Genomic DNA, 20,687 nt, shown 5'->3' with positions numbered 1-20,687 from the left:
ACGCACTTTATATACACGCTGTGCTCTTTTGTTTTGTCCTGAATTTTTTTCGGTATTCAAGACTAGCTACTTGCGGGGCTGGGAAAACAGAGATGTTGTTTTACGGTATTAACGAAGCGCTTCAAAAAGGAGAAAGAGTTTGTATCGCAACGCCGAGAACGGATGTTGTTCTGGAATTAGCACCGAGATTACAAGAAGTATTTCCATATATAAAGGTAGCGGCTTTATATGGAGGGAGTGTGGATAAAGAAAAAGATGCAGTACTAGTCGTTGCAACCACGCATCAATTATTGCGTTATTATAGGGCGTTTCATGTCATGGTTGTAGATGAGATAGATGCTTTTCCATATTGTGCAGATCAAATGTTACAGTACGCGGTAAAACAAGCGATGAAAGAAAAAGCGGCGCGTATTTATTTAACTGCGACTCCAGATGAAACGTGGAAGCGAAAATTTAGAAAAGGTGAACAAAAAGGTGTTATTGTTTCTGGACGATATCACCGTCATCCGTTGCCAGTTCCTCTATTTTGCTGGTGCGGAAATTGGAAGAAAAGCCTCAACCGTGAAAGAATTCCTCGAGTTTTACTACAATGGTTAAAGATGCACTTAAACAAAAAGTATCCTGTTTTTTTATTCGTTCCCCATGTACGATATATAGAAGAAATAAGCTCGTTATTGAAATCATTGCATAATAAAGTTGAAGGGGTACATGCAGAAGATCCGATGAGAAAAGAGAAAGTCGCAGCGTTCAGAAAGGGAGAAATCCCATTATTAGTTACAACGACAATTTTAGAGCGAGGCGTAACGGTGAAAAATTTGCAAGTTGCAGTTTTAGGGGCGGAAGAAGAAATATTTTCAGAAAGTGCGCTCGTACAAATTGCGGGCCGAGCAGGGCGGAGCTTTGAAGCACCGTATGGAGAGGTCATTTATTTTCACTATGGCAAGACAGAGGCGATGGTGCGCGCGAAAAAACATATTCAAGGTATGAATAAAAATGCGAAAAAACAAGGAATGATCAATTAATGCATTGTTTACTTTGTGATGAGTGTTTTGTAGAAAAGATTAGTTGGTACACTTTTTTTGTAAAGTGTCATAGAAAATATATATGTGATAGATGTGAGCAGAAACTTTCCTATATTATAGGAGAAATTTGCATGGAGTGTGGGCGACCTTTAGAATTTGTTCCTGCCTCATTTCAAGAAGACGGTATTTGTATAGATTGTATAAGGTGGATGAAAGAGGAGAAGTATCGTTCTTTTAAAAACCGTTCGTTATATATGTATGATGATGAGATGAAAGAAATAGTAGCGCAGTTTAAGTTTCGGGGGGATGCAGAGTTAGTGCACATTTTTTATCGTCCTTTTCGAAGTTTATTTCAAAAGTATTTTGCCAGTGTTTCAACCGTTATCGCTGTTCCGCTTAGTAAGGAAAGGGAAGTTGAACGTGGTTTTAATCAAGCTGAGTTATTAGCAACTTGTTTGCCTGTCAAAATTTCTTATCCATCATTAAGAAGAAGGGAAACAGAAAAGCAAAGTAAGAAGACACGTAAAGAAAGGGTGTCAGGAAGCAATCCTTTTTATTTTCAGGGAGAAGAGATGTTTTCTGGGCAACATATTTTACTCGTTGATGACGTGTATACGACAGGGATTACAGTTAGGCAAATCGGAAGTTTGTTATATGAAAGAGGGGCAAGGGAAGTATCTAGTTTGACACTTTGTAGAAGTTAATATGGCAGTGTCGAAAGGGATAAGAAAAAGACGATAAGTCTTCTTTGACTTCATATGTTGTCATTCGTTATAGTCAAAATATGGGGCGAATACCCTGATTTTTAGAGTGAAGGGAATGGAATGAACATGCAAGGAAGAGTGAAATGGTTCAATGCAGAAAAGGGATTTGGGTTTATTGAGCGTGAAGATGGTGACGATGTATTTGTCCATTTTTCTGCTATTCAACAAGATGGGTATAAGTCATTGGAAGAAGGGCAACAAGTAGAGTTTGACATTGTAGATGGAGCACGTGGACCACAAGCAGCTAATGTTGTGAAACTGTAGGGTATATTGTTTTTGGAAGAGAAAGCTGCGTTTGTGGCAACGTTATATATATGTAGTAGAACCTCTTGTTTTTCGCAAGGGGTTTTTGTTATAGGGTAAGTTGTCAAAAAGTTGTTTCTTTTCTGTAACGAATTGTCCACAGAAATATTCGTTATTCACGATGTTAATAGGATAAAATAAAGATAGAAACGATGCATCTTTTCATTTCAACAAAAAACGATAAAAAAATCGCAATTCCACTAATTTTTTTAAAAAAGTTAGAAGGAGTTTTTAAGCCAATGTCGAAATTATAGTACATAGGCTTGAAAGGAGGAATTCATCTATGAAATTCAACATTCGTGGTGAAAATATTGAAGTAACTCCAGCATTAAAGGAATATGTAGAGAAAAAACTAAGTAAGTTAGAGCGTTATTTTGATACATTCCCAGAGATTAAAGTTAATTTAAAAGTATACTCTGACAAGCAACGTGTCGAGGTAACAATTCCATTTACTGATTTATTACTTCGTGCAGAAGAAACTAATAGCGATATGTACGCTGCTATCGATTTAGTAGTTGATAAAATTGAGCGACAAATTCGTAAACATAAAACAAAAGTAAATCGTAAGTTACGTGAGAAAGGTTCTATGAAAACGAACTTTATCCTTCCAGAAGCAGTAGCTGTTTTGGATGAGGTAGAAGAAGATGAATTAGAACTTGTACGTACAAAACGATTCGATTTAAAGCCGATGGACGTTGAAGAGGCAATCCTACAAATGGATATGCTAGGACATAATTTCTTCGTCTTCACAAATGCTGATACAAATGAAACTAATGTTGTATATGGCCGTAAAGATGGGAAATACGGTTTAATCGAAACTAAATAATAATTCGAAAGCGCAGCCAAATGAGGCTGCGCTTTTTTTGCTGAAAATAGATTTTTAAAAAACTTTTCTTAATTTAGAACGAGACAATCGGCCGATTGTTGTCATAGTTATAAGACAAGTGTTACAATTATCATTAGGTATATACATTTTAGTTTTTTTAATTAGGAGAAAAATTGGCATAACATACATTTGATTTTTATAACGACTGATTGTAATAGAGAAAAAGAAAAACAATCGGAAGTTTTATTTTAATAAAAAGAGGAGCGTATTTCCTATGATCGGTATTTTAAAAAAGGTGTTTGATGTAAATCAACGCCAAATTAAACGTATGCAAAAGACAGTTGAGCAAATTGATGCATTAGAGTCATCTATTAAGCCACTAACTGATGAACAATTAAAAGGAAAGACGCTTGAATTTAAAGAACGTCTAACAAAAGGTGAAACAGTAGATGATTTACTACCTGAAGCTTTTGCAGTTGTTCGCGAAGCGGCAACTCGTGTTCTTGGAATGCGTCCATATGGCGTACAGTTAATGGGTGGTATTGCCTTACATGAAGGGAATATTTCTGAGATGAAAACGGGTGAAGGTAAAACGTTAACATCTACATTACCTGTATATTTAAATGCTTTAACAGGAAAAGGTGTTCACGTTGTTACAGTCAATGAATATTTAGCACAACGTGATGCGAGCGAAATGGGACAACTTCATGAGTTCCTTGGCTTAACGGTAGGAATTAACTTAAATAGTATGTCACGCGAAGAGAAACAAGAGGCTTATGCTGCTGATATTACGTATAGCACAAATAATGAGCTTGGATTCGATTACTTACGTGATAACATGGTTTTATATAAAGAGCAGTGCGTTCAACGTCCACTTCACTTTGCTATTATCGATGAAGTCGATTCTATTTTAGTCGATGAAGCACGTACGCCGCTTATTATTTCAGGACAAGCTCAAAAATCAACAGAGCTATACATGTTTGCAAATGCATTTGTTCGTACGTTAGAAAATGAAAAAGATTATTCATTTGATGTGAAAACGAAAAATGTAATGCTAACAGAAGATGGTATTACGAAAGCAGAGAAAGCTTTCCATATTGAAAACTTATTCGATTTAAAACATGTAGCACTTCTTCACCATATTAATCAGGGGCTTCGTGCACACGTTGTTATGCATCGTGATACAGATTATGTTGTACAAGAAGGCGAAATCGTAATTGTAGACCAATTCACTGGTCGTCTTATGAAAGGTCGTCGTTATAGCGAAGGATTACACCAAGCGATTGAAGCAAAAGAAGGTGTAGAAATTCAAAATGAAAGCATGACGCTTGCAACAATTACATTCCAGAACTACTTCCGTATGTATGAAAAATTATCTGGTATGACTGGTACAGCGAAAACAGAGGAAGAGGAATTCCGTAACATTTACAATATGAACGTTATTGTAATTCCGACAAACAAACCGATTATTCGTGATGATCGTGCCGATTTAATCTTTAAATCAATGGAAGGTAAGTTCAATGCTGTTGTTGAGGATATTGTAAATCGTCATAAAAAAGGACAACCTGTTCTTGTAGGTACAGTTGCAATTGAAACTTCAGAGCTTATTTCAAAAATGTTAACGCGTAAAGGTGTACGTCATAACATCTTAAATGCGAAAAACCATGCTCGTGAAGCAGATATCATTGCAGAGGCTGGTATGAAAGGTGCTGTAACAATCGCGACGAACATGGCAGGTCGTGGTACAGATATTAAGCTTGGAGACGATGTGAAAAACGTTGGTTTAGCAGTTATCGGTACAGAGCGTCACGAAAGTCGTCGTATTGATAATCAGTTACGTGGTCGTGCTGGTCGTCAAGGGGACCCTGGTGTTACGCAATTCTACTTATCGATGGAAGATGAATTAATGCGCCGATTTGGTTCAGATAATATGAAAGCAATGATGGACCGCCTTGGTATGGATGATTCTCAGCCGATTGAAAGTAAAATGGTTTCTCGTGCGGTAGAATCTGCACAAAAACGTGTTGAAGGAAATAACTATGATGCACGTAAGCAGTTACTGCAATATGATGATGTACTTCGTCAGCAACGTGAAGTTATTTACAAACAGCGTCAAGAGGTAATGGAGTCTGACAACTTACGCGGCATTATTGAAGGTATGATGAAATCTACAGTAGAACGTGCTGTTGCTCTTCATACACAAGAGGAAATTGAAGAAGATTGGAACATTAAAGGTCTTGTTGACTACTTAAATACAAACCTTCTTCAAGACGGAGATGTAAAAGAAGAAGAATTACGTCGCCTTGCTCCTGAGGAAATGAGCGAGCCAATTATTGCGAAATTAATTGAGCGATACAATGAAAAAGAAAAGCTTATGCCAGAAGAGCAAATGCGTGAGTTTGAGAAGGTTGTTGTATTCCGCGTTGTAGATACGAAATGGACAGAGCATATTGATGCGATGGATCACCTTCGTGAAGGTATTCATTTACGTGCTTACGGTCAAATCGATCCACTTCGTGAGTACCAAATGGAAGGATTCGCGATGTTCGAGTCAATGGTTGCTTCTATTGAAGAGGAAATTTCTCGTTACATTATGAAAGCTGAAATTGAACAAAACTTAGAACGTCAAGAAGTTGTTCAAGGTGAAGCTGTTCATCCTTCTAGCGATGGCGAAGAAGCAAAGAAAAAGCCAGTTGTAAAAGGTGACCAAGTGGGCCGCAACGATTTATGTAAATGTGGTAGCGGTAAAAAATATAAAAACTGCTGTGGTATCGTTCAGTAATATAGGACGGTAGCTTAGGCTGTTTTGCAAACTTTTATATCAAAAATGTATAATTAAGAAGGATTAAACTCTCTCCGTAATAAGTGGAGAGAGTTTCCCTTGTTTTCATACGAAAGTAACAGCAATTACATAGAGGTGAAGGAAATGGAATTAGTAGAAATTAGACAGGAATTAGAGAAAATGGCTAAGCGATTAGCGGCTTTTAGGGGGTCTCTTTGACCTCCCTACTAAGGAGAAACAAATTGCAGAATTAGAAGAGAAAATGATGGGCGCAGGATTTTGGGATGACCAACAAGGCGCACAAGCTGTAATTAATGAAGCGAATGCGTTAAAAGATATGGTTGGAAAGTTCCGTCAGTTAGATGAGACGTTCGAAAATTTAGAAATCACGCATGAGCTTTTAAAAGAAGAGTATGATGAAGATTTACATGAGGAATTAGAATCAGAAGTAAAAGGCTTAATTCAAGAAATGAATGAGTATGAGCTTCAGTTACTATTAAGTGATCCTTATGATAAAAATAATGCGATTTTAGAATTACATCCAGGTGCAGGTGGAACTGAGTCACAAGACTGGGGTTCTATGCTATTACGTATGTACACACGCTGGGCTGAAAAACGCGGATTCAAAGTAGAAACGGTTGACTATTTACCAGGTGATGAAGCTGGTATTAAGAGTGTAACTTTATTAATTAAAGGTCATAACGCTTACGGTTACTTAAAAGCAGAGAAAGGTGTACATCGTCTTGTACGTATTTCACCATTCGATTCTTCAGGGCGTCGTCATACATCATTCGTATCTTGTGAAGTTGTACCAGAGTTCAATGATGAAGTTGAAATCGAAGTACGTACAGAAGATTTAAAAATTGATACGTACCGAGCAAGTGGAGCTGGTGGACAGCACGTAAATACGACAGATTCAGCAGTTCGTATTACACATACACCGACAAATACGGTTGTAACATGTCAGTCGGAGCGTTCTCAAATTAAAAACCGTGAGCATGCGATGAAAATGTTAAAAGCGAAATTATATCAAAAGAAACTAGAAGAGCAACAAGCAGAATTAGATGAAATTCGCGGAGAGCAAAAAGAAATCGGATGGGGTAGCCAAATCCGTTCTTACGTATTCCACCCGTATTCTCTTGTAAAAGACCATCGTACAAATACGGAGGTTGGTAACGTACAAGCTGTTATGGATGGAGAGATTGATCCATTTATTGATGCTTACTTACGTTCTCGCATCTAATAAGCGAAAAAAAGCCAACGAAATTGTTGGCGCATGCTGAGGACAATAGAGGATATAAAGAATTTGATTTTATTTTTATAGATGAAGTAAAGAGGAAGAGAAGTTGGAAACGACAACTTCTCTTTTTGATGGGATTATATGTAGATTACAATGCTGTATATTGTTTTGTAAAAAGTAGAGAATAGTAAAATAGAGCGGTAATATGGTAAAGATTTATATAGAACTTTTCTAATTTTCCTTTTAAAAAGGATGCTTTATAGAAGTTTTTTAAGTTGTTCACAGAATTGAAACAACTTATGAAAGCTTTATTTTATCAAGGTTCTCACTGTATTTTTGAGGAATATGAAATACACCTTAGTTTTTCTATATAAAGATAATGCTTATAATGAAAATGAGTGTGTTAGGAATAAAAAGAATATCAACAATGGGGAGCGATAGAAGTGAAAAAGAAATTGTTGGCTATTGCGCTAGGGACATCGGTTGTTTTTGCTTTAGGAGCATGCGGAAATAAAGAAGAGAGTAAGTCTTCGAAACAGTCTGCAAGTACAGACAGCGCAGAACAAATTTTCCAAAGAAGTTGTGCGGGATGTCACGCAACAGATTTATCAGGGGCAACTGGACCTGATTTAAGAAAAGTAGGCGGTAAGTACGACGCTGCAGATATCGAAGAGATTATTAAAAAAGGCCGCGGTTCAATGTCACCAGGACTTATTCAAGGTGAAGATGCGAAAAAAGTGTCTAAATGGTTAGCTGAACATAAATAAAAAAGGTGAAATGGACGAGTTGATAATATAGTCAACTCGTTTTCCTTTTTTCTGGTATGTAACATAACTGTAACAAAAATGTATCCAAATTGGAAACCGTTTGATGTTACAATGGGGTTTGTAGAATTTTGCTGAAATATATTACATAGAGTGGTATTGCTTATGAGAAAGCATAAGTAAACTATCTTCAACAAGGATGACTAAATGAAAATGAAGGATGTCTTTTGTTTTCAGATGTACAGAAAAGTATTTCGAAAAAAATCATTAAGTATTGGGTGATAAATAATGATAAAAATGACGAATGTTTATAAGGAGTACCCGAATGGTATGAAAGCCATTGCTGGTCTTACAGTTAACATTAAACAAGGTGAATTCGTATACGTAGTTGGACCGAGTGGAGCCGGAAAATCTACATTTATTAAAATGATGTATCGTGAAGAGAAACCATCTACAGGATCTATTAATGTAAATGGACTTACTATCGAAACATTGGCAGAAAGAGACGTTCCGTATTTTCGTCGTCAATTAGGCGTGATTTTCCAAGATTTCAAATTGCTACCTAAGTTAACGGTATATGAGAATGTTTCGTTTGCTTTAGAAGTAATTGAAGAAGAACCGGATGCAATTCGTGAGCGTGTAACAGAAGTTCTAGGTCTTGTAGGCCTTGAAGATCGTGCAGACGCACTTCCAAGTGAGCTTTCGGGCGGGGAGCAACAACGTGTGGCTATTGCAAGAGCAATTGTAAATAGACCAAAGGTTGTAATTGCCGATGAGCCAACAGGTAACTTAGATATTGAAACAGCTCTTGATATTATGAATATTTTTACTCGCATTAATGAGCGCGGCACAACGATTGTTATGGCGACGCATAATGCAGATATCGTAAATACAATCCGTCATCGTGTAATCGCGATTGAAGGCGGAAAAATTGTTCGAGATGAGATTGAGGGAGGATACGGATATGAAGGCTAAGACCCTTAGTCGACATTTGCGAGAAGGTGTAAAGAATCTATCACGTAACGGATGGATGACATTTGCTTCTGTTAGTGCAGTAACAGTTACATTATTACTTGTAGGTGTCTTTTTAACAGCGATTATGAATATGAACCATTTTGCGACGAAAGTAGAGCAAGATGTAGAGATTCGTGTACACATTGATCCAGCTGCAAAAGAAGCGGATCAAAAGAAATTAGAAGAAGATATGAGTAAGATTGCAAAAGTAGATTCTATTAAATATTCTTCTAAAGAAGAAGAGTTAAAACGTTTAATTAAAAGCTTAGGTGATAGTGGAAAAACGTTTGAGTTATTTGAACAAGATAACCCACTTAAAAACGTATTCGTTGTAAAAGCAAAAGAACCAACCGATACAGCGACAATCGCGAAGAAGGTTGAAAAAATGCAGTTTGTTAGTAATGTTCAGTACGGAAAAGGACAAGTTGAACGATTATTTGATACTGTAAAAACTGGTCGTAACATTGGGATTGCGTTAATTGCTGGTCTTTTATTCACAGCGATGTTCTTAATCTCTAATACAATTAAAATTACAATTTATGCTCGTAGTACAGAAATTGAAATTATGAAACTTGTTGGTGCAACAAACTGGTTTATTCGTTGGCCATTCTTGCTAGAGGGATTATTCTTAGGAGTATTAGGATCAATTATTCCAATTGGCCTAATTCTAATTACGTATAATTCGTTGCAAGGTGTGTTTAATGAAAAACTTGGCGGAACAATTTTCGAGCTTCTACCATACAGTCCGTTCGTATTCCAATTAGCTGGTTTACTAGTGTTAATCGGTGCTTTAATCGGTATGTGGGGAAGTGTAATGTCAATTCGTCGCTTCTTAAAAGTATAAAAAGTTGCAAACATAATTCGTACAAGCTTATCATATAGTAGAAATAGGTAAAGGCATCACACACTGTGTGATGCCTTTTGCTACACCACCTGTGTGTTTTGGAAAGGGGAATTCCGCATTGAAACGTAGAGTTGCAATTATTGGAATGGTTGTTGCATTTTTAATTGGTGCTGGCGGAATGTTTGCAGGCATGTCTGTATTTGGGGTTAACCCATCAGAAGTAACGCAAACAATTTCGAGTGGGAATGCTAGCACTGCGCAAGGGAATTTGGCAAAAATTAATGAGGCGTATGCACTAATTGATTCACGTTATGTGGAAGACGTGAAAGATGAAAAGTTAGTTGAAGGTGCAATACAAGGTATGTTGTCTACGCTGAAGGACCCTTATTCCACGTATATGGATAAAGAAACAGCCAAACAGTTTAGTGAATCGCTTGATCCCGAATTAGAGGGGATTGGGGCTGAGGTGAACAAGACGGACGGTAAGCTTATTATCGTATCGCCAATTAAAGGTTCACCAGCAGAAAAGATAGGAATTAAACCGAATGACCAAATTTTATCTGTAGATGGAAACAGTGTGAAAGACTTATCACGTGAAGAAGCAGTATTAAAAATTCGTGGTAAAAAGGGAACGACTGTCACAATTGAAATTAAACGTGCGGGAGTAACTGATCCGATTGTATTTAAAATTAAGCGTGAAAAGATTCCGATCTTTACAGTGTTTAGTTCTGTGAAGCAAGAGAGCGGAAAAGATATCGGTTATATGCAAATCACTTCTTTTGCTGAAAATACAGCGAAAGAATTTAAGGATCAGTTAAAAGAGTTAGAGAAGAAAAATATAAAAGGCTTAGTTATTGACGTGCGTGGTAATCCTGGTGGCTACTTAAATAGTGTAGAAGATATACTAGGGGAAATTATGACGAATAAAAAGCCGATGCTACAAGTAGAGCAGCGAAATGGTGAGAAGAAGAAATTCTCTACGGAACTGAAAGAGAGAAAACCATATCCAATTTCAGTATTAATTGATAATGGAAGTGCTTCTGCTTCAGAGATTTTAGCGGGTGCGCTAAAAGAAGGAGAAGGATACGATTTAATTGGTGAAAAGACATTTGGTAAAGGTACTGTCCAGCAAGCTGTTCCATTTAAAGACGGCAGCAACATTAAATTAACGATGTTTAAATGGTTAACGCCGGATGGGAACTGGATTCATAAGAAAGGAATCGCGCCAACAGTAGAAGTGAAGCAACCAAATTATTATCATGCGACACCAATTCAAATTGAAAAAACACTTTCATACAATTCAAATGATGTACAAGTAAAACATGCTCAGGAAATGCTTAAGAGCTTAGGTTATGTACCAGGTCGTGAAGATGGATACTTTAGTAAAGAGACAGAATCGGCTTTGAAAGCATTCCAAAATGCAAATGAAATGGAAGCGACAGGACAGCTTGATAAAAAGACAGCTGAAGCGATTCAAACTAAAATTATTGAAAAAATCCGTTCTGGAGAAAATGATTTACAATTACAGTCAGCATTAAAATTAATGGCAAAATAAGAAGAAATACAGGCAGTTTGCTGCCTGTATTTTTTTGTGTTAAACAAACGTTTGTTTAGTTATGATAATATAAAAAGAAAGAATGATATAAATGGTGGTGAATGAGTTCGTGGAGGCGTGGATTTTTGAAATAATGCGGGCAGTTGGACGTTTTTTCTTACACCCTGCTGTCTATATATTTGTAATAAGTAGTATCTTCGTTGGATACTTACGTATGTTAAGAGAACGAAAAGATTTTTCTTTTAAAGTTTGTGATATTTGGTTTGAACTGCGAACCTCTCTATTTGCAGGGATTGGATACGGATTAGTAGTATCTATTATTACGATTGGGCTTGGACTTGTTGTTTCTAAAGCAAGCTTATGGGCCATTTTAATTTGGACGTTACTATTTGGATTAACGGCTATGTATCGATGTTTATCGGCGGCTTATACATTTAGCATTGCGATCGTATGTGTTCTATTATCTTCTAAGCTACCAGTTTCCTTTTTACAGCTTCGAGAAGGTGAAGAGAGTACCATTGTATCCCTTGTTATTTTACTAGGCGTTATGCTTATTGTAGAAGGCTTATTGATTTCTAAAAATGCAGTAGGATATTCGACGCCGAGGATTAGGCAGGGGAAGCGTGGATTAAAGATTGGTTTACACGAATCAAAGCGTTTATGGATCGTTCCTATTTTTATTCTTGTACCGGGTGATGCGGTAACGCAGTTTATTTCATGGTGGCCTGTCGTTTCAATAGGTTCAAATACATATTCTCTATTCCTCGTTCCATTTTTAATTGGATTTATGAGAAATATTAAAAGTTATGAGCCGACGGAAGCTTTATTATTTACAGGAAGACGTGTTTATGGGTTAGCAGGACTTGTGCTCGTTTTAGGAATCGCAAGTTACTGGTGGCATGTACTTGCAATTATCGCGATGGGAGTCGCTATGCTTGGGCGTTTCACAATTTCGATGCAAGAAAAAATTGCCGATGAAACAAGACCAGCGTATTTTGCTGCACGCAATGATGGGCTCGTTGTACTAGATACAATTCCAAATACAATTGGAGCAGAGCTGAAATTACTGCCTGGAGAAATTATTACGAAAGTAAATGGAGTCATTCCAAAAAGCGCCGAGGAATTTTATGATGCGCTTCAAACGAAGACGACAGGAGCATTTTGTAAATTAGAAGTATTAGATACAAATGGTGAGCTTCGTCTTGCACAAACTGCATTATATGCTGGTGGACATCACGAATTAGGTATTGTATTCGTTGAACAGGAGCATGAGTGGGATTCGGAAGCGATGTAATAGAAGGAATGGTATCACCTTGTGGTGGTACCTTTTTTGTTTTTGGGAGATGGGAGAGTAGTTAGTAAATGAAATTTATATCGGCGATTTTCCGAATATATCAGCGCAACTTGAAATATATCGGCGATTTTGCAAATATATCAGCGCAACTCGAAATATATCGGGGATTATTCGAATATATCGACTTTCCAGCAAAAAACGACAACTATCGCAAAGCTTATTTTCAGTTTCATAGACGGATAACTTGAATAATTATTTGATAATGGTTATCATTTAGGGAGTCTTTTTAATTTTGGAAAATGGAGGTAAGATATGCTGCGTAAATTTTTCTCGTACTATAAACCGTATAAAGGTTTATTTATACTCGACTTTTCTTGTGCGGTTGTCGCAGGATTATTAGAACTCGGCTTCCCGCTTATCGTAAATCAATTTATTGATAAGTTATTGCCAGGGCAAAACTGGACGCTTATTTTATGGGCTTGTTTCGGTTTACTCGCAGTTTATATGTTAAATGCAGGCTTACAATATGTCGTTACATATTGGGGACATATGCTTGGTGTTAACATTGAAACAGATATGAGGCAGAAATTATTTGATCATATTCAAAAGCTATCATTCAGATTTTTTGATAATAATAAAACAGGTCATTTAATTTCACGCCTTACAAACGATTTAATGGAAATTGGGGAAATTGCTCACCATGGACCAGAAGATCTATTTATCGCCGTAATGACTTTAGTTGGGGCATTCTCATTTATGATGATGATCAACTGGAAGTTAGCGTTATTAACGTTCTTCGTCATTCCATTCCTATTATGGTTAGCACTTTACTTTAATAAAAAAATGACAGGTACATTTAGACGTTTATTCTCAGACGTTGCTGATTTTAATGCATGCATTGAGAACAATGTTGGTGGTATTCGCGTTGTACAAGCATTCGGAAATGAAAAGTTTGAGAAAGAGCAATTTGCTGTTAACAACGCTCGTTTCCGTACAACAAAATTAATGGCGTATAAAATTATGGCGTTAAATTCGTCGATTAGTTATATGCTCATGCGTCTCGTAACGCTCTTCGTCTTAATATGCGGTACATGGTTTGTGCTGCAAGGAGAATTAACGTACGGTGGATTTATCGGATTCGTTCTATTAACGAATATTTTCTTCCGCCCAATTGAAAAAATTAACGCGGTAATCGAAAGCTATCCGAAAGGAATCGCCGGTTTTAAAAGATATGTAGAGCTTCTTGAAACAGAGCCTGACATTGTAGACTCTAAAGATGCAATGGAAGTGAAGCATGTACACGGTGATATTCAATATAACAACATTACGTTTGGATATGAAAACAAAGAACCGATTTTAAATGACATTAGTTTGAAAATACATGCAGGTGAAACAGTTGCGTTCGTTGGACCATCAGGAGCTGGGAAAACGACGTTATGTAGCCTATTACCACGTTTTTATGAACAATCATCTGGATCGATTCAAATTGATGGAATTGATACGAAAGATATGACATTATCTTCACTTCGTAAGCAAATTGGAATTGTGCAGCAAGACGTGTTCTTATTCTCAGGAACAATTCGTGAAAATATCGCTTACGGAAATTTAAAAGCATCAGAAGCTGAAATTTGGCAGGCAGTAAAACGTGCGCAATTAGAAGATTTAATTTACTCACAGCCGGACGGTTTAGATACTGTTATCGGTGAGCGCGGCGTGAAACTTTCAGGTGGACAAAAGCAGCGTCTAGCTATTGCTCGTATGTTCTTGAAAAACCCTCCAATTTTAATATTGGATGAAGCAACTTCTGCATTAGATACAGAGACAGAACTTGCGATTCAAAAATCGCTTGCGGAGCTATCTGTTGGCCGTACAACATTAGTTATCGCTCACAGACTTGCAACGATTAAAAATGCAGATCGCATCGTCGTTGTAAATAAAGATGGTATTGCAGAACAAGGTTCACATAATGAATTAATTGAGCAAGGTGGAGGATACAGTAGGTTATACGAAGCTCAGTTTAGTTCGTAAATATAATTTGTACAGAATTAGTGCACCATAAGTAGGTAAAAATCTCATATGGGAGGCTATAAAGTATGATTGTAACAACAACGTCTACAATTCAAGGAAAAGAAATTATTGAGTACATCGATATTGTCAATGGAGAAGCGATTATGGGCGCGAATATCGTTCGTGACCTTTTCGCCTCCGTCCGTGACGTTGTCGGCGGTCGTGCGGGTGCTTATGAAAGTAAATTAAAAGAAGCACGCGACATCGCAATGGAAGAAATGAAAACTTTCGCAAGACAAAAAAATGCAAATGCAATTGTTGGTATCGACGTGGATTACGAGGTAGTTCGCGAAGGAATGCTAATGGTTGCTGTGAGCGGGACTGCTGTCCGTATCTAAAATGAAAAGCCGTGCTGATGCACGGCTTTTTGTATTCTATGTCGAAGATTCAATATTTCTTGGGAAATGTGGAATGCCCCGTCGATATATAGGGAAGACATTAGAGTGCTTCTTTACATTTTTGAATTTGAGTTAATAATTTTGCGTATTCTTGTTCGAGAGATGTGATGTCATCGTGATGATTTGGAATGGAAATCCGGCCGATGACTTCTGTTAATTTTGTTTGTAATCGTAACATTTCTTGCTCAGTAACGTTTACAGAATCTCCGGTGGTTCTTTTTGTGTATTGCTCGTAATTACCGTGGAAGATTCTTGGTTCATTCTCATCTACGTGTAGAATATGGTCTGCAACAGAGCGAATAAAGGCACGGTCATGGCTAATGAAAAGTATTGTGCCAGGATATTCTTGTAACATGGTTTCTAATTCTTCTTGCGTCGCTAAGTCTAAATAGTTTGTCAAACTTATTTCTGTTCGCTATTTTTAAATTTATTATTATACAATTGTGCTTTTGCCAGCGCCTCAGCATCGTTTTTAATTTCATCCAGTCCATTCGCATCTCCAATAACATAACCTTCAAATGAAGAACCAACAAAATCAAAGATATATTGGAATTGAGCAATAAGCGGTAATGCTTTTAGCTTTGGATTATCCCCGCCAACGATGACAACATACATTTTTTTGCCTTTCATTTTTTCTTTGAAATGAAGAGATGTATCGCGCAAGCTTTGTGACCAGCGATCAACAAAGTTTTTCATATGTCCACTCATTCCGTACCAATATAATGGTGTAGCAAAGATAATCGTGTCGTGCTCTAGCATGCGTTTGGTTAACTGCTCATAGTCATCATTTACGGATTGGAATCCTTCTGCATCATGACGTTGGTCTGTAATAGGATAGACGGTATGATCACGCAAATAAATTTGTTCTGTTTCAATGTCCTCTATCATCATATGTGTTAAAGCTTCTGTATTTCCGTTTTGTCTTGAACTGCCATGTATAACAAACATGTAATCACTCCTTTTCTTTTGCATGTTTTAGGAGTGAAACGTGTTTTTGCAAATTCGCTTGGATGTTGGAAAGTAATGTGATTTGCTTTGTTACTTCATTGAGTTTATCTTCGTAAAGCGTAAGGATACTGCTACACGGATTGTCGTACAGGTGCGGTTCAATTTCAAGGCAGCGCAGCATCCTTGCCGTCTCTTCTAAATTTAAGCCAATTTGTAAGTACATTTGAATAAGCTCCACTTTTTCGATGGCACTTTCATCAAAATCACGGTAACCATTTGCAAGGCGCTTAGTAGGGAGTAAGCCCTTTTCTTCGTAATGTCTTAGTGATCTTTCACTAACGCCAGTTTCTTTTGATAATTCTCCAATTCGCAATGTATTTCACTCCTTTTACATGTATTGTAAACCTTCACACTAATGTGAAGGTCAACTCTGTTTTTTCGCAAAAGAATCTACATGATTTAAGAACACTTGAATGGCTTTAGATGGAATGAAATATTTACCGCGCACGATGGAAAACGGACGGATTAGTTGTTCATTTGGAACTTCGACGTGGAATAGTTCTTTTGCTAATAGCTCTTTCCGTACAGTCCAATCAGAAAGGATAGCGATGCCAAGCCCGGCACTAACAGCTTCCTTTACGCTTTGGATACTACTGAATGTAAAGAATCGTTTCATTTTTAAATGGTGTTGATGAATAAAGCGGTCACTATAAGCGCGTGTACCAGAACCACTTTCTCTTAATACCCATACTTGATCTTGGAGTGTACTTTCATTTATTTCATTTGTGCGGAGTAATGGATGATTTGGCGGGACGACGAGCTTCATTTCATCTTGCATAAATGTTTCAACATCTACGTCGGCGTATACGACTTGTCCTTCCACTAGGCCGATATCAATTTGATTAGAGCGAAGGCTTTGCAAAACGTCTTCTGTATTTGAGATGAAAGTATGAACTTCGACGTGTGGATTTTCATTCGCATAGTTAGCCAGTATTTTTGGAAGTAAGTATTCGCCAATTGTAAAACTAGCACCAATGCGAAGTGTTCCTGTTACAACGTTATGTAGTTCATTAATTTCTTGTTTAGCATCTTCGTAAAGAGAGAGCATTTGCTTTGCATGTATATATAATATGTTTCCAGCTTCAGTAACTTGGACGTGCTTCGGGGAGCGTTGAATAAGCGTAGTGCCAAATTCGTTTTCTAAGTTGCGTATATGCATACTTACTCCAGGCTGTGAAAGGTTTAATAATTCTGCTGCACGGGAGAAGTGTTTCTGTTCAACGACAGTAACAAAAATTTTTAAAATGTCTACGTTCATATAATGGGCTCCTTTCTTTTTCTATCATCTTATCATAAGTATTTCTGATGATAGAGATTTGGTATTGGTATTAAACTTATTATAGAAACTCTCTTATAATGTAAGTAGAAAGAACATGCATGTTCCAATACGATTATTGGAGTGGTTCAAAATGGAACAAACACTTGTTATACAAAAGAAGAAGCGTTTTGGATTTTCGCAAGGAATTGGGATTACATTATTAATCGCAATTGCCGCGAAATATTTAGCAGAGCTTCCATTTTTAAATATTATGGGACAATTAGTAATTGCTATTCTAATTGGGATGGTTTGGCGCGCTGCAATTGGAGTTCCTCACGAGGCGATAGCAGGAACGAACTTTGCGAGTAAGAAGTTGCTGCGCTTTGGGATCATCTTACTTGGAATGCGATTAAATCTTGTTGATATTGCGAAGGCGGGACCGAAAGTATTGGTCATCGCGGCGGTTGTTATTACATTTACTATTTTTGTTGTATACGGACTAACGAAAGTATTTAAAGTAGAAAAGAAACTTGGGATTTTAACAGCATGCGGTACGGCAATTTGCGGCGCAGCCGCGGTCGTGGCAATTGCACCGCAAGTGAAAGCGAAGGACGATGAAACAGCAGTTGGGGCAGCAATCATCGCGATTTTAGGTACCATATTTACGCTTATTTATACGTTATTATATCCAGTGCTTGGTTTATCTCCGTACGGTTATGGTGTATTCTCAGGTGCGACGCTTCATGAAATCGCTCATGTCATCGCAGCTGCGGCGCCAGGAGGAAGTACTGCTGTAGACATCGCAGTTATTGTGAAGTTAACGCGCGTAGCAATGCTTGTGCCAGTAGCGATTTTAATTGGTCTATGGTTTGGTAAGAGTGAAGGTAGCAAAGAAAAGAAATCGTGGCGCGAACTTCCAATACCATGGTTCATTTTCGGGTTCTTAGCGATGAGTGCAGTGCATTCACTCGGGATTATTCCAGAAGTTGTTGCGGGATACATTGTTGTTCTTGCTTACATGCTTATCGCAATGGCGATGGCAGGGCTCGGTTTAAATGTAGAGTTTAAAACGTTCCGTAAATTAGGAAGTAAAGCATTCGTGGCAGGGCTGATTGGCTCGGTTTGCTTATCGGTTCTTGGATACGTTCTTGTATATGCGTTAGGATTTATGTAGTAGAGGAGAAAGCTGTTCCCGAAGGTATTTGGGGACAGCTTTTTCTTATGATTATAGTAGCGCTACGGATGTCGATATATTTGAAAAATCGCCGATATAAATGGAGTTGCGTTGATATATTTGGGAAATCGCCGATATAATTTAAGTTGCGCTGATATATTTAAAAAATCGCTGATATAAATTGAATTACTCTTTTACTTTGTTAGAGTGGATGTTCAATGAAATGTTTTTCTAAAATTTGTAAAGATATCTTTACTTGTAACTGGAAAATATTTATAATTCAAGTAAAGATATCTTTACTTTTGAAGGTGGATCCTATGGGTGTAAAAAATAAAATTAAAGAATTAAGAAAGCAACATCATATAACGCAAGTTGAAATGGCAAAGGCGATGCAAGTGACGCGGCAGACAATCGTAGCGATTGAAAACCACCATTACAACCCGAGTCTAGAGTTATCTTTAAAAATCGCCAAATATTTTGGAGTGAAGGTGGAGGAAATCTTTACGCTGGAGTAAGGGGAGAGAAAATAAATGATAAGCTTGAGAGATTTCAATTAGATTAAACGTTTAAATATATAAGGATTGGTTTTGGTTTATTAATAAGTATCGCATCAACGAGCGTGTTAGCAACAAAGAATAATAGATAGAAAAAGGGGAACTGGGATGGGATTACCGGTGTTATGTGTCGCTACAGCTATATTTTCGCTTCTTTGGGGAATGCAAAACTTTTCTCGTAATCCAGTGCCGAGCATTTGTATTATGATTGGTACTGTAGGTTTATCGTATTATTTATTATTATTAGCCCATTATCATAAAACGGCAACGAGTGTTGTTGGAGCACTTATTTTATTTTGTGGGCGCGCCATACAAAAGGGGTTATTTCCATAAAAGCTGTTTATACACTTTGTATAAACAGCTTTTTGTATTTTTTTTACAAAACGCTTGAAAGTTACGTAACGTCATCTTTTATAATGAAAGGGAAGAGGTGATGGTAGTGATTTCAATACAACAATTGACGAGAGAAACAGGGGGTACAGTACGTACACTACGTTATTATGATCAAATAGATTTATTAAAGCCGAGCGGAAAAACAGAGGGTGGACATCGGTTATATAGTGAAAATGACGTTATTCGTTTGCAACAAATTTTATTTTTGAAAGAAATGGGATTTTCATTAAAAGAAGTTGCGAATATGTTAGTAAAAGGTGAGCTGGATTTAAAAAATTCGCTTGAAAAACAACTTCGCTTTGTACAGGAAGAACAAAAGAAATTTAATCGAATGGAGCGTGTTTTACAAGCGGTTGTTTATTCGGTAGATGTAGAGGGAGAACTTGATTGGAAAGTTATGTTTGAACTTATTCAGCTTTCGAAACAGTCTCCTCGTATACGTGAAATATTTCAAAATGAAGTATTTTCAAAGGAAGAACAAAAGTTGCTTCATAATTTGCCGAATATGAGTGAAGAAGATCCGAATGTTTTAGAATGGGTAGATTTATTAAAGCAATTACGTAATTTTATGAAGGAAGGTAAAGACGCTGCAAGTGATGAGGTACAACGGGCAACGAAGAAATTAATGCAGAAGTGTTTAGAAATGGCTAATGGTGACGAAGCGTTTTTAGATAAGTTATGGGAAGTTAGAAAATCGAAGGAAGATTCACAGAAAATGAGCATGTATCCAATTGAAGAAGAACTTTTAGTATATATGGATGAGGCTTTTCGTATTTATGATGAAAGGGAGAAGGATAAATGAGTATACTCGCAGAATATCGTTGGTATTTTTTAATTGGGGCAGAAATTGTATTTTGGTTATCAGCTATCGGTTTCTTTTTACTTCGCTACGGATTCCGTTTGAAAAAGGCGAGTTTTATTATGGGGATTGTACTCCTCGTAAATGAAGTGTTTATTTTAACTTTAGGAGTAGTGGACTATTATCAAACAGGAAAGTTCTCTAACTTTCAAATCATTACTGTAATCATTTTATTATATGCAGTTTTCTACGGGAAAAAGGATTTAAAGAAGCTTGATATATTTGTACAAAAATCAGTTGCGAAATGGCGTAATGAACCGGCGCCTATTATTGAAGAACAGGTAGAATTAACAGGCATGGCCTATGCAAAGCAGGAAATAAAAAATTGGATATTACATCTTGTTTTATTCGTTGGTGTGCACATATTCTTTTTCTTCGCGTATGGATTTATTCCATTTGAACAATGGGGTAATTGGTTAGAATCGGGAATCGTTTTAAATAAAGCTGCAAGTCGCGTGAGCCAAGTGTGGGCGATTTTATTTTTAGTTGATACAGCAATTTCATTTTCATATGTGATTTTTCCGAAGAAGGAGAAAGGAAAAGAAAAGCTACTTTCATAGTTGAAAGT

The 20,687-nt window shown here is 37.1% G+C and carries 21 protein-coding genes and 1 pseudogene; 18 read left to right on the top strand and 4 right to left on the bottom strand.

Translation table 11 applies throughout. From position 1 onward, the window contains the following. Positions 1-65 precede the first annotated feature (65 nt). The 13 genes and pseudogenes from comFA to V6946_RS27465 all read left to right on the top strand — a co-directional run. A pseudogene (gene comFA / locus V6946_RS27525) lies at positions 66-1,022 on the top strand (ATP-dependent helicase ComFA); the annotation flags it as partial. Then, complete coding sequence (locus tag V6946_RS27520; RefSeq protein ID WP_006926665.1) at positions 1,022-1,726, top strand: ComF family protein; 705 nt, start codon at positions 1,022-1,024, stop codon at positions 1,724-1,726. The pseudogene comFA and the gene V6946_RS27520, both read left to right, overlap by 1 nt. 126 nt (positions 1,727-1,852) lie before the next feature. Further along, the gene (gene cspC / locus V6946_RS27515; RefSeq protein ID WP_001990088.1) at positions 1,853-2,050 is read left to right on the top strand and encodes a cold shock protein CspC; all 198 of its coding nucleotides are present in this window, start codon (positions 1,853-1,855) and stop codon (positions 2,048-2,050) included. A 322-nt stretch (positions 2,051-2,372) separates the two neighbouring features. Then, positions 2,373-2,915, top strand: coding sequence for a ribosome hibernation-promoting factor, HPF/YfiA family (gene hpf, locus V6946_RS27510; protein ID WP_000671186.1), 543 nt, complete (start codon positions 2,373-2,375; stop codon positions 2,913-2,915). Between the two features lie 274 nt (positions 2,916-3,189). Beyond that, entirely contained in the window at positions 3,190-5,697 is a 2,508-nt protein-coding gene (gene secA / locus V6946_RS27505) for a preprotein translocase subunit SecA (RefSeq protein ID WP_000579387.1), read from the top strand. Positions 5,698-5,841: 144 nt separating this feature from the next. Continuing rightward, a protein-coding gene (gene prfB / locus V6946_RS27500; RefSeq protein WP_096001716.1) for a peptide chain release factor 2 occupies positions 5,842-6,940 on the top strand; the annotation gives its coding sequence in 2 pieces (ribosomal slippage) (positions 5,842-5,913 and positions 5,915-6,940; 1,098 coding nt in all). Between the two features lie 440 nt (positions 6,941-7,380). After that, a complete protein-coding gene (gene cccB, locus V6946_RS27495) occupies positions 7,381-7,704 on the top strand; it encodes a cytochrome c551 (protein WP_366981906.1) in 324 nt (107 codons plus the stop codon). 285 nt (positions 7,705-7,989) lie between these two features. Next, positions 7,990-8,676, top strand: coding sequence for a cell division ATP-binding protein FtsE (gene ftsE / locus V6946_RS27490; RefSeq protein ID WP_000594321.1), 687 nt, complete (start codon positions 7,990-7,992; stop codon positions 8,674-8,676). Then, positions 8,666-9,559 carry a permease-like cell division protein FtsX gene (gene ftsX / locus V6946_RS27485; RefSeq protein ID WP_000645027.1) on the top strand — a complete coding sequence of 298 codons (894 nt, stop codon included), beginning with the start codon at positions 8,666-8,668 and terminating at the stop codon, positions 9,557-9,559. The genes ftsE and ftsX overlap by 11 nt, the downstream gene beginning before the upstream one ends. A 70-nt stretch (positions 9,560-9,629) precedes the next feature. Beyond that, the gene (locus tag V6946_RS27480; RefSeq protein ID WP_366981908.1) at positions 9,630-11,114 is read left to right on the top strand and encodes a S41 family peptidase; all 1,485 of its coding nucleotides are present in this window, start codon (positions 9,630-9,632) and stop codon (positions 11,112-11,114) included. 91 nt (positions 11,115-11,205) lie between these two features. Further along, the gene (locus V6946_RS27475; protein WP_366981905.1) at positions 11,206-12,408 is read left to right on the top strand and encodes a PDZ domain-containing protein; all 1,203 of its coding nucleotides are present in this window, start codon (positions 11,206-11,208) and stop codon (positions 12,406-12,408) included. 312 nt (positions 12,409-12,720) lie between these two features. Beyond that, a complete protein-coding gene (locus V6946_RS27470) occupies positions 12,721-14,436 on the top strand; it encodes an ABC transporter ATP-binding protein (RefSeq protein WP_000944620.1) in 1,716 nt (571 codons plus the stop codon). Positions 14,437-14,501: 65 nt separating this feature from the next. Next, positions 14,502-14,813, top strand: a complete 312-nt coding sequence (locus tag V6946_RS27465; protein WP_000637523.1) for a heavy metal-binding domain-containing protein — start codon at positions 14,502-14,504, stop codon at positions 14,811-14,813. A gap of 100 nt (positions 14,814-14,913) precedes the next feature. Here the strand turns inward: V6946_RS27465 and V6946_RS27460 are convergent, their stop codons facing one another. The 4 genes from V6946_RS27460 to V6946_RS27445 are packed head-to-tail and all read right to left on the bottom strand — an operon-like array spanning position 14,914 to position 17,139. Further along, on the bottom strand, positions 14,914-15,273 hold the full coding sequence (locus tag V6946_RS27460; protein WP_002025051.1) for a hypothetical protein: 360 nt from the start codon (positions 15,271-15,273) through the stop codon (positions 14,914-14,916). Between the two features lie 2 nt (positions 15,274-15,275). Beyond that, a complete protein-coding gene (locus V6946_RS27455; protein ID WP_000497611.1) occupies positions 15,276-15,821 on the bottom strand; it encodes a flavodoxin family protein in 546 nt (181 codons plus the stop codon). Between the two features lie 4 nt (positions 15,822-15,825). Beyond that, positions 15,826-16,194 carry a MerR family transcriptional regulator gene (locus tag V6946_RS27450; protein WP_006918438.1) on the bottom strand — a complete coding sequence of 123 codons (369 nt, stop codon included), beginning with the start codon at positions 16,192-16,194 and terminating at the stop codon, positions 15,826-15,828. 51 nt (positions 16,195-16,245) lie between these two features. Further along, positions 16,246-17,139, bottom strand: a complete 894-nt coding sequence (locus V6946_RS27445; protein WP_001099987.1) for a LysR family transcriptional regulator — start codon at positions 17,137-17,139, stop codon at positions 16,246-16,248. Positions 17,140-17,290: 151 nt separating this feature from the next. Here V6946_RS27445 and V6946_RS27440 point away from each other — a divergent pair, with 151 nt between their 5' ends. The 5 genes from V6946_RS27440 (at position 17,291) to V6946_RS27420 (ending at position 20,679) form a co-directional block, all read left to right on the top strand. After that, positions 17,291-18,313 (top strand): YeiH family protein, encoded by a 1,023-nt coding sequence (locus tag V6946_RS27440; protein ID WP_006918442.1) that lies wholly within the window; start codon positions 17,291-17,293, stop codon positions 18,311-18,313. A gap of 317 nt (positions 18,314-18,630) precedes the next feature. Continuing rightward, on the top strand, positions 18,631-18,828 hold the full coding sequence (locus V6946_RS27435; protein ID WP_000538359.1) for a helix-turn-helix transcriptional regulator: 198 nt from the start codon (positions 18,631-18,633) through the stop codon (positions 18,826-18,828). A 147-nt stretch (positions 18,829-18,975) separates the two neighbouring features. Then, the gene (locus tag V6946_RS27430; RefSeq protein ID WP_006918445.1) at positions 18,976-19,200 is read left to right on the top strand and encodes a hypothetical protein; all 225 of its coding nucleotides are present in this window, start codon (positions 18,976-18,978) and stop codon (positions 19,198-19,200) included. Positions 19,201-19,300: 100 nt separating this feature from the next. Continuing rightward, the gene (locus V6946_RS27425; RefSeq protein ID WP_366981904.1) at positions 19,301-20,062 is read left to right on the top strand and encodes a MerR family transcriptional regulator; all 762 of its coding nucleotides are present in this window, start codon (positions 19,301-19,303) and stop codon (positions 20,060-20,062) included. Further along, positions 20,059-20,679 carry a hypothetical protein gene (locus V6946_RS27420; protein WP_006918447.1) on the top strand — a complete coding sequence of 207 codons (621 nt, stop codon included), beginning with the start codon at positions 20,059-20,061 and terminating at the stop codon, positions 20,677-20,679. The genes V6946_RS27425 and V6946_RS27420 overlap by 4 nt, the downstream gene beginning before the upstream one ends. The last annotated feature ends 8 nt before the right edge of the window (positions 20,680-20,687 follow it).

This window comes from Bacillus sp. PPSBB_2, from assembly GCF_045291115.1.
Taxonomy (GTDB): Bacteria; Bacillota; Bacilli; order Bacillales; family Bacillaceae_G; genus Bacillus_A; species Bacillus_A cereus.
The sequence above is the reverse complement of the archived record's forward strand: the minus strand, read 5'-3'. Positions and strand labels throughout refer to the sequence as shown.